This is a genomic window from Streptomyces sp. a15 (genome assembly GCF_059026085.1).
In genome coordinates, this window is record NZ_JBWLKM010000153.1 from 1 (window position 1) to 9,754 (window position 9,754).

At 72.5% G+C, this 9,754-nt stretch carries 9 protein-coding genes; 3 read left to right on the plus strand and 6 right to left on the minus strand.

Going from position 1 to position 9,754, the window contains the following annotated elements; genetic code table 11:
* Positions 1-73: 73 nt before the first annotated feature.
* The 4 genes from AC5P09_RS50075 to AC5P09_RS50090 form a co-directional block, all read right to left on the minus strand.
* A complete protein-coding gene (locus tag AC5P09_RS50075; RefSeq protein WP_493880335.1) occupies positions 74-499 on the minus strand; it encodes a GNAT family N-acetyltransferase in 426 nt (141 codons plus the stop codon).
* Positions 500-596: 97 nt separating this feature from the next.
* Entirely contained in the window at positions 597-1,481 is an 885-nt protein-coding gene (locus AC5P09_RS50080) for an LLM class F420-dependent oxidoreductase (protein ID WP_493880336.1), read from the minus strand.
* 46 nt (positions 1,482-1,527) lie between these two features.
* Entirely contained in the window at positions 1,528-4,095 is a 2,568-nt protein-coding gene (locus tag AC5P09_RS50085) for an ABC transporter permease (RefSeq protein WP_493880337.1), read from the minus strand.
* A 4-nt stretch (positions 4,096-4,099) separates the two neighbouring features.
* Positions 4,100-4,936 carry an ABC transporter ATP-binding protein gene (locus AC5P09_RS50090; RefSeq protein ID WP_493880338.1) on the minus strand — a complete coding sequence of 279 codons (837 nt, stop codon included), beginning with the start codon at positions 4,934-4,936 and terminating at the stop codon, positions 4,100-4,102.
* 206 nt (positions 4,937-5,142) lie between these two features.
* On the opposite strand from AC5P09_RS50090, the gene AC5P09_RS50095 reads away from it, so the two are divergent.
* Both AC5P09_RS50095 and AC5P09_RS50100 read left to right on the plus strand, forming a co-directional pair.
* Positions 5,143-5,361, plus strand: a complete 219-nt coding sequence (locus tag AC5P09_RS50095) for a toxin-antitoxin system HicB family antitoxin (RefSeq protein WP_493880339.1) — start codon at positions 5,143-5,145, stop codon at positions 5,359-5,361.
* A 4-nt stretch (positions 5,362-5,365) separates the two neighbouring features.
* A complete protein-coding gene (locus tag AC5P09_RS50100) occupies positions 5,366-5,740 on the plus strand; it encodes a fic family toxin-antitoxin system, toxin component (protein ID WP_493880340.1) in 375 nt (124 codons plus the stop codon).
* Between the two features lie 22 nt (positions 5,741-5,762).
* On the opposite strand, the gene AC5P09_RS50105 is transcribed toward AC5P09_RS50100, so the two are convergent.
* Both AC5P09_RS50105 and AC5P09_RS50110 read right to left on the minus strand, forming a co-directional pair.
* Positions 5,763-6,452, minus strand: coding sequence for a class I SAM-dependent methyltransferase (locus AC5P09_RS50105; protein ID WP_493880341.1), 690 nt, complete (start codon positions 6,450-6,452; stop codon positions 5,763-5,765).
* Between the two features lie 72 nt (positions 6,453-6,524).
* Entirely contained in the window at positions 6,525-7,211 is a 687-nt protein-coding gene (locus tag AC5P09_RS50110; protein ID WP_493880342.1) for an esterase/lipase family protein, read from the minus strand.
* Positions 7,212-7,325: 114 nt separating this feature from the next.
* On the opposite strand from AC5P09_RS50110, the gene AC5P09_RS50115 reads away from it, so the two are divergent.
* Positions 7,326-9,656, plus strand: coding sequence for a helix-turn-helix transcriptional regulator (locus AC5P09_RS50115; RefSeq protein ID WP_493880343.1), 2,331 nt, complete (start codon positions 7,326-7,328; stop codon positions 9,654-9,656).
* The last annotated feature ends 98 nt before the right edge of the window (positions 9,657-9,754 follow it).

The window sequence follows — 9,754 nt, forward strand, 5'->3', positions numbered from 1 at the left end:
ACGCACCATGCCCCGCTCACCCGCGTCGATCAGGCACCGCCGATTCCCTGCGACCTGATCCGCCGGACAGGCCCTAGTCCGTGAGGGGCTTCACCCAGCGTCGCCACTTCTCCTCGGGCGCGTACCCGGCCGCCCGCCACGCGTGGTGCGCGGTCTCGTTGCGCGTCAGCACCATCGCGTCCCCTCGGCGCCCGCCCAGCCGTACGAAACGCTCCTCGGCGGCTGTGAGCAGGGCGCCGCCGATGCCCAGGCGGCGGCGGTCCGGGTGTACCGCGAGCCGGTACAGATGGCAGCGCCAGCCGTCGAAGCCCGCGATCACCGTGCCGACGAGTTCGCCGTCGAGTTCGGCCAGGATCAGCGCCTCGGGGTCACGGGCGACCAGCCGCTCCACGCCGCTCCGGTCGTCGCTGATGCTCGTCCCCTCGGCGGCCACCTTCCAGAAGGCCAGCACGCTGTCGAGGTCGTCGGGCGTCGCGGCCCGTATCCGCAGGTCGGTCATACGGCGATCCCATCACGCCGACCCGAACCGGGACACGGAATTCCGGCATCCGGACGGTCATCGGCCCTGCAAGACAGTCGTTGGCCCTGCAAGACGGTCATTGGCCCCGCAACCGGGCGACCACCGGTGCGAACGCCTCCATGTACGGCTCCAGGACCGTCAGATACGAGAAGCCGTACCGCTCACGCTGCGCCAGCACCTTCGCGGTGATCTGCTCCAGCGTGCCGGCCAGGACGAGGGGCAGCTCCAGGGCCTGTTCCACGCTGAGCTCGGGCACCCGCTCCACGAGGGGCCCAACGGCGGCCTCCGGGTCGTCGGTGATCACCACCAGCTGGATGAGGAGGTTCAGTTCGGCCGGCTCCGCACGCCCCTTCGCCAGCTCCCGGTACCGGGCCACGCGCTCGTCGAGTTCCTCGGGCGTGATCGGCAGCATCTTGCCCGCCGTGTCCCCCCGCACCGGGCGCGCGCCGGTGAAGGCGGCGATGTCGGCGCGCTCGGCGGTGAGCCGCAGCATGCGGTCGCCGTTGCCGCCGACCATGAGCGGCACTTTCTGGACAGGCTGAGGCCGGTGTTCCGGGGAGGAGAGCAGTCGCCCCAACTCCCCGATCGTGCGCCGCAGATGGTCCACCCGCTCGCCCGGCGAGCCGTACGGAAGGTGGGCCGTGTCGTGCTCGGCCTGTACGTATCCGGTGCCGAGGCCCAGTTCCAGCCGTCCGCCGGTCAGCGCGTCGGTGGTGGCGACCTCGCGGGCCAGCAACGCGGGGTTCCAGAAACCGGCGTTGAGCACGAAGGTGCCCAGCCGCGGCCGCGCGGTCGCCTCCGCCGCGGCGACCAGCGCAGGGAAGGGCGCGACCATGCCGAGATGGTCGGGGACCAGGATCACGTCGTAGCCCAGGTCCTCGGCCCGGCGGCACTTGGCGCGCCACTCCTCGGCGGGCGCGGGGACGATCATGCTGGCACCGAAGCGGAACGGACGGGACATGAACTCTCCTCGGCAGTAGGCGACTTGAGTACCCGTCGGGATTCCATCACTCGTGCGCGATGGCCGCCAGCACATTCATGCGCGATGCACGCAACGCGGGCAGCAGCGCCGCCACGACACCCACCACCGCCGAGCCGACGACGACCGCGACGATCGTGCCCCAGGGGATCGCGAGCGCGTTCATGCCCTGCAGCGCCAGCACCTGCTGGGTGCACACGCCCCACACCAGCCCCAGCGCGAGCCCCAGGACGGCGCCGAACACCGCGATCACCACCGACTCCAGCCGGATCATCCGGCGCAGCTGACGCCGGGCGAGCCCGATGGCCCGCAGCAGACCGATCTCCCGGGTCCTCTCCACGACCGACAGGGCAAGGGTGTTGACCACGCCGAGGACCGCGATGACGATCGCGAGCCCCAGCAGCGCGTAGACGAGGTAGAGCAGGACCGCGATCTGGTCGTGGACCAGTTCCTTGTAGTCGGCCAGGTCGCGCACCTGCACCTGCGGATACGGGTCGAGCGTCCGCTCCAGGTTGTCGCGCAGCTCGTCGGCGCTCAGTCCCGAGCCGGCGTTCACGTACAGCGCGGAGTCCTGGCCGCCCGGCGCGAACTCCTGCAGGGTGTCCAGGCCGAAGTACAGACCGCCCTGGGTTCCGAACCCCTCGGCGGCGTCCTGGTCGGTGAGGGCGCCGACCGTCAGTTCGGTGGTGCGTCCGCCCTGGAACTCGACGGGGACCGTACTGCCGACCCGGACGCCGTGGTCCCGCGCGAAGTCCAGGTCCATGGCGAGGTTCCCGCCCGCGAGCGCGTCCTCGGTGTCGCCCTGCGCGTACGTGATGGTGGCGACCTCGTCGAGCTGCGGGTCGTAGGCCGCGGCGGTCGTCTCGACCCGGTCGCCGTCCGGCAGTCGTACCGCGACCGGGGTGAGCCGCGACCGTACGACGAGCCCCGCGCCCGGCGTGTCCCGTACCGCCTCGGTGACCTCCTGCGGGAAGGGCAGGAAGTTGCCGTTCTGCACGACGAAGTCGGCGCCCAACGTCTCGTCGATCTGCTGGTCGAAGGACTCGCTCATCGAGGCGCTCGCCACCGACATCCCGCCCACCAGCGCCAGGCCCACCATCAGCGCGGCCGCGGTGGCGCCGGTGCGGCGGGGATTGCGCAGGGCGTTGCGCTGGCTCATCCGGCCGACGGACCCGAACAGCGCCGGGAAGGCGCCGCCGAGCACCCGGATCACCGGCCGCACCAGCAGCGGACCCGCGATCACGGTGGCGAGGAGGGTGAGGATGATGCCGAGGCCCAGCAGGGAGGCCGCGGAGCCGGTCTCGGACGCGGTGACGCAGCCGACGAGCGCGGCCGCGCCGAGTGCCGCGACGACACCGCCGACGATCGCCCGCGTCCGGAGCGGCCGGCCGATCCCGGCGATCTCGGCGTCCGCGAGGGCCGCCATCGGCGAGACGCCCGCCGCACGCCGGGCCGGGAGGTAGGCCGCGACGAAGGTGACGCCGACACCGACGACGTACGCCGCCACCGGCGTGCCCCAGCCGATCACCATCTCGCTGGACTTGATGTTCATGCCGAGCGCGTTCATCAGCTCGATCAGCCCGGCCGCGAGCCCGATGCCGGTGGCCAGGCCCAGTGTGGAGCCGACCAGGCCGAGCAGCAGCGCCTCGGTGAGGACCGAGCGGCGCACCTGGCGCCGGTCGGCGCCCAGCGCGCGCAGCAGGCCCAGCTCGCGGGTGCGCTGCGCGATCAGCATCGAGAAGGTGTTGACGATGAGGAAGATGCCGACCAGCACGGCGATACCGGCGAAGCCGAGCATGACGTACTTGATGATGTCGAGGAATCCGCCGAGCTGTTCGACGTCCGACTCGGCCTGCTCGTCGGCGGTCCGGTAGTCGTAGGCGTCCGCGCCGAGCGCGGCGGCCACCCGCTGCTTCAACTGCGCTTCGCTCACGCCCTCGTCGGCGTCGACCGAGATGCTGGTCGCGGCCTTCGCGTCGCCCAGCAGCTTCTCCCGCGCGGTCTCGGGGTCGAGGAAGAGCAGCGCGGCGCCGGGGTTGGTGGTGGTGAAGGTGGCGATGCCGACGACCTCGACCTTGAAGGAGCCCGGGCCCGCGATCACGCTGAGCGTGTCGCCGATCGTCACGTCCTTGCGGTCGGCGGTCTCCGAGTCGAGCATCGCCTCGGCCGGTCCGCGCGGGGCGTGCCCCGAGGTGAGCTCGACCGGGCTGCGCTCGTCCGGGTTCCAGTCGGTGCCGATGGTGGGGGCGCCGGTGGTCGGCCCGACGGTCTCGTTCTCGTCGTCGACGACGGTGATGTTCTCGACCTCGGCGTCCGAGCGCGCGGCGGCGACGCCGTCGATGGCGGCCACCCGGGCCGCGAGCTCGGCCGGCAGGGTGGCCGTCATGCCGGACGGCACGGCCTCGTCGAGGGTCTCCTTCGGGCTGACGGTGACGTCGGGGGCGGTCGTGGCGAAGAGCCGGTCGAAGGTCCGGCTGAGCGTGTCGGAGAAGATCAGGCTGCCCGCGACGAAGGCCACGGACAGGACGACGGCCAGCGCGGAGAGCAGCAGCCGTCCCTTGTGGGCGAGGAAGCTGCGGAGCGTCGCCTTCAGCACGGGATCAGTCCTTGTCGAGGGTGACGTCGGACGGGGTGCCCCCGTCTTCGGTGGGGAACGGCGCGGCCCGGGTCACGTCGAAGCGCTTCATGCGTTCGAGGACCGCCTCCGCGGTCGGCCGCTCCATCTCGTCCACGATCCGCCCGTCCGCGAGGAAGAGCACCAGGTCGGAGTGGGCGGCGGCGCCCGGGTCGTGGCTGACCATGACGACGGTCTGCCCGAGCTGGTCGACCGCCTCGCGCAGGAAGCCGAGGACCTCCAGGCCCGCCCGCGAGTCGAGGTTGCCGGTCGGCTCGTCCGCGAAGATCAGCTCGGGCCGGGAGGCGAGCGCCCGCGCACACGCGACGCGCTGCTGCTGGCCGCCGGACAGCTGGGACGGCCGGTGTTTGAGCCGGTCCCGCAGCCCCAGCGTGTCGATGACCTGGTCCAGCCACTTCTCGTCGGGCTTCTTGCCCGCGATGTCCATGGGCAGGGTGATGTTCTCGGCCGCGTTCAGCGTCGGGATGAGGTTGAACGACTGGAACATGAACCCGATCCGGTCCCGGCGCAGCCGGGTCAGCTCGCGGTCCTTCATCCCCGTGATCTCGGTGTCGCCGAGCCATACCTGTCCGGCGGAGACGGTGTCGAGCCCCGCCAGGCAGTGCATCATCGTGGACTTTCCGGAGCCGGAGGGCCCCATGACGGCGGTGAACCGGCCGCGTGCGATGTCCACGTCCACCGAGTCCAGGGCCAGCACGGTCGTCTCGCCCGAGCCGTACGCCTTGGTCAGACCGCGGGCGCGGGCGGCGATCCCGTCGGCCGGTGCCTGGCCCGGCACGTGCTGAGCAGCGGGTGTGGACAAGGCTCTCTCCTCGCTCGTGGACGTCGCGCACTCCTGGTCCCGCCCGAGGGTAGTGTGACCGAGCCCACACCCGGTATCCCTCGTGGGGTCGAGTCGGTCTCCGCCGCAGGTCGGGTCCCTGATACCGATGTAAGGGGCACCTTCCCTGCCTGTGTGCGTGTCCTGCCCCCTTGCGGGTGCTAGCAATCCAGCGCTAGCTTCAAGGTATGGCGAAGACCCAGCTGAACGTGCGCGTCGACGAGGGCACGGCCCGCGCGGCCCGCGAACGCGCCCTGGCCCGCGGAATGAGCGTCAACCGTTACATCGAGGAACTGGTCAGACAGGACACCGGCGAGGTGGGCCACACCTTCGTGGAGGCCGCCGCCGACTTCATGAAGCAGTACGAGAAGGTGTTCGCCGACGAGATCGGCGAAGGGCGCCGCTGATCCGTTGAGCAATCTCAGAATCGACCTCGCCTGGCTCCTGATGCTCGCCGAACAGCGGACCCCCGGAGACCCCCAGGTCACCGACTGGGGTGCCCTCGTCGCCGCTGTCGCGCGTCACCAGGCCGAGATATTCGATGCGCCTGTTTACGACAGCCCGCACGCGCGTGCCGCCGCCCTGCTCCAACTCCTCGTCCACGTCCCTGCGTTGGAGCGCTCCAACGCCCTGTTCGCCTCGGCCGTCGCGTACGCCTACCTGGTGGCCAGCGGCCTCAAGGTCGTCACCTCGCCCGAGCAGGTGCGTGAACTGGCCCGGCTGGTCAAGAGCGGCGAGGCGTCGGTGCACGACATCGCGCAGGAGCTGCGCCGGTGGAGCGAGTGATGTGCGCCGGTGGAGCGAGTGATCACGGCTCCTGCGACGCGGGGCGCCATGCGGTGCCCAGCACACAGTAGGACGTGGGCAGTTTCGGGCCCTTCTCGGGCATCAGCAGCTGCCGGTAGGGGCCGAGCTCGAACCCGGCGTCCCGCAGGGCGGCGATCGGTTCCCGGGCCACATGGCAGCCACCGCTCAGCGGCGGCCACAGCGTGCGGTCCAGTGCGCGCTGGGTGAGACCCATCGCCCGGCCGCCGCCCCTGCCGTGCTCGAAGAACCGCACCTCGCCACCGGGCCGCAGCACCCGCCGTATCTCGCCGAGGGCCCGCGGCACATCCCGCACGCTGCACAGCACCAGCGAGATCACCGCCGCGTCGAAGGCCTCGCTCTTGACCGGCAGCGCCTCCGCGGCGCCCGGCACCACGTCGACCGGCACCCCGGAGCGCAGGGCCGCCTCCACGGCCAACTTCCGCAGTACGCGCTCCGGTTCGATGGCCACCACCTCCGAGACGGTGCCCGGATAGTGCGCGAAGTTCAGGCCGTTTCCCGCACCGATCTCGATGACCCGCCCGGACAGCCCGGACAGCAGCCGTTCGCGCACGCCGCCCATGCCCATCCTGGTCTCGGCGCTCACACTGATCCGGGCGTAGTACCGGGCGAACAGCGGGTGGTGGACGGGATCACGGGACACCTTGCCGGATCGCGCGGACCGCAGCGGCATGGCAACCTCCCTGGCAGGCGGGCCTCACCAGAATTGTCCCCCGTACGAGCCCGTCGCACCCCCCGCGGTCCCTCACTCCACGAAGTCGCGCACCTGTTCGTAGACGCCGTGGTCGTTGTTCATGTCGGTGTGCGACACGCAGCCGACCTCGACATTGGTGGCGCCGTTCAGGATCGCGGTGGTGTCCGGCGTGAGCGCGTCGTCGCAGTTCGACCAGTAGCTCGCGTACGACACACTGCCCGGTGTCTCGTCGCCGGAGTTCAACGAGGTGAGGAAGGAACTGCCGGTGTACATCTCCGCACAGGAGGTGTAGAGCCACGAGCACCACGAGGCGGTGGACGTGCCGTGGTTGGTGCCGGCGGTCGAGACGAAGTCGTCGACGTACGCCGTCCCGCCGAGGTTCTTCAGGTAGTAGCGGGAGCTGAGCGCGCCCATCGAGTGCACGACCAGGTCGACCTTCGAGGCACCGGTCCGGGCGAGCACGTTCTGGATCTCGGTGGCCAGTTGGCGGGCGGTGGTCACGTTCGACTGGGACCAGCTGTACGACCAGGCGTCCAGCTCCGCGGCGGTGTAACCGTCGGCCCTGAAGTAGCCGGCCCAGTCGTCCCAGCTGCTGGACGAACTGCTGAGGCCGTGCACGAAGACGATCGGGTTGTGGGTCGCGGCCTGCGCGGGGGTCGCGGCCAGGGAGAGTGACAGAAGGAGCGGTGCCGTCACGGCCGACACGGCCGCGGCGATGCGACGCTTGGAGCGCTGCATGAAGCCTCCTGATACGGGTGGGGTTGTCAGGAGTGTCAGGCCGGTCTACGCGCGCCGCATCGGCGAAATCGCCGGTCTTTACGGGTGAATTAACTCGCCAGTAACGTCAATGGCGTGGTGACTCCGGTGAACCCCCAGCCCCGCGAGCGCACTTCGCCGGCGCTGCGCACGGACACGTGCAAGCGGCCGGCACCCGTGCTTGCCGAAGGCGTCCGCGTCCGAGTGCTGCGTGCCGCGTACGGCGATCCGCGCGCCGCCGCCGAACTCGTACCGCTGCTCACCGAACGGCAGTCGGCGGGCCTGGACCCCCTGCCGACGGAACCGGCCGAACTGGCCCCCGAGTTGCTGCGCGCACACCGCGCGGAGATCCAGGCGCTGCCCGACGACACCCGCCTGCTGCTGCTCCTCGCGGCGGCCGACCAGTACCCGGTGCCCACCCACGCCTTCCTGCGCGCCGTCACGGCCGCCCGCCTCGACACCCGGCCGCTGGAGGCCGCCGAGGCGGCCGGGGTCGCGCAGGCCACGGCGGGCGGGGTCGTCTTCCGGGACGCCTGGACCAGGATCGCCGCGTACGAGACCGGCTCCCCGGCGGACCGGCGCGTCGTCCACCGGCTCCTGGCCCGCGTGCTGCGCGGCGACGACGAGACGGCCGGCCGCTCCTGGCACCGCGGCGCGGGCGCGCTCGGCCCGAGCGGCCGGCTCGCGGCGGAACTGGGCACTGCGGCGCGCGGAGCGCAGGCCGCGGGCCGGCTGCTCTCGGCCCGGGCCCTCGCCGAACGCGCGGCCGCGCTCAGCCTCCACCCCCGTGAACAGTCCCGCCTCCTCGCCCTCGCCGCCGCGTGCGCCTGGCACTCCGGCGACGGCGACCGCGCCCGCCGGCTGGCCGCCGCCGGCCACGAGGAGGCACTGACCGGCATCCTCGCCCTGCGGGCGGGCAACGCCTCGGAGGCGTTCGACGCGTTGCTGGGGGCGGCGGTGCGCAGGGCGGCGGGTGAGGGCGGGGGAGGCGACCGCCCTGACGCCTCGTCCGGCGACGGCGACGGCGCGGACGCCGGTGGCGAGTTGCGCCGTACGCCGTCCGCGGCTGTGGTGCGGGGCAGGCAGGCTGCCTCGTCCGCCGGCTCCGAGGCGCGCGCCCCGGACCCCGCCGCCCAACTCCTCGCCCGTGCCACCGAAGCCGCCATCTACACCGGTGACCTGCGTCGGTGCCGTGAGGCGGCGCGGGCCGCCGACCGGCTGGGGATCGTGGTGCCCGGGACGCTCGGTGGGCTGGCCGCCGCTTTCGACGGGAGGTACGAGGACGCGCGGGATCTGCTGATGGCGGCGGCCGGGCGGTGCGGTCCCGGTGGGGATCCCACCCTGCTCATCCACGCCGGCATCGCCGCGCTGCTGCTCGGAGACCACACCCGGGCCGCCACCGCCACCCTCCGCGCGGACGCCTCGGCCCGGGCTCGGGGCGCCACGGCCACCGTGGTGCAGGCGATGGAGTTCCGGGCCTACGCCGACTTCTGGACGGGGCGCCCGAGGGCCGGGGAGGCCGCCGCGGCGGACGCGCTGAGGGACGCGTACGCCACCGGTCAGGACAACGGCGCCTGTCATCTGCAGGCCGCGCTCGCCATGTTCGCGGCGGTCACCGGCGACGCGGACGTCTGCCGCGAACGCGCCGCGACCGCACGGACGTACGCCCTCGCCCGCGGCCTCGGCCTGCCCGCCGCGCTCGCCCAGTGGGCGCTCGCCTACCTCGACCTCAGCACCGGCCGCTTCGCCGCGGCGGCGGCCCGGCTGCGCGCCCTCGCCGGGTTCGGTCCCGGCCACGGCCACCGCGCGATCCGGCACCTGGCCACCCCGCACTACGTCGAGGCCGCCGTCCGCACCGGCGACTCCCGGGTCGCGCGGGTCGCCCACGCCGACTACCACCGGTGGGCGAGCGTGGTGCTCAGCCCCGACGACCTGGCCCTGAGCGCCCGCTGCCGGGCCCTGCTGGCGCCGGGCGGGGAGGCCGTGGAGCACTACCGCTGCGCACTCGACCTGCACTCCCACGGCACCCGGGACTTCGAACGCGCCCGCACGGAGCTGCTGTTCGGCAGCGCACTGCGCCGACTGCGCCGCCGTACCGAGGCACGCGACCGCCTCCACAGCGCCCTGGAGGCGTTCGACTCCTTCGGCGCACCGCACTGCGCGGCCCAGGCCCGCACCGAACTGCGTGCCCTGGGCGCGCCGACGGCACCCGCCCACACCGCCCCCGACACCCCCACGACCCGCCTCACCGCCCAGCAGCTCCGGGTCGCCCGGATGGCCGCCGAGGGCGCCACCAACCGCGAGATCGCCGACCGCCTCGCGCTCAGCCCGCGCACGATCGACCACCATCTGCGGGGCGTCTTCACCCGGCTTGGCATCCGCTCCCGCATCGAACTGGTGAGGCTCCTCGCGGAAGTCGGCGACTAGGGCCGGTCCGGCGGATCATGTCGCAGACGCGGGGCAGCAGTGACATCAGCCGCTCCGCGGCGGGCGCCGATCTGCGGCGTTGTCGTCGGTTGCCGATT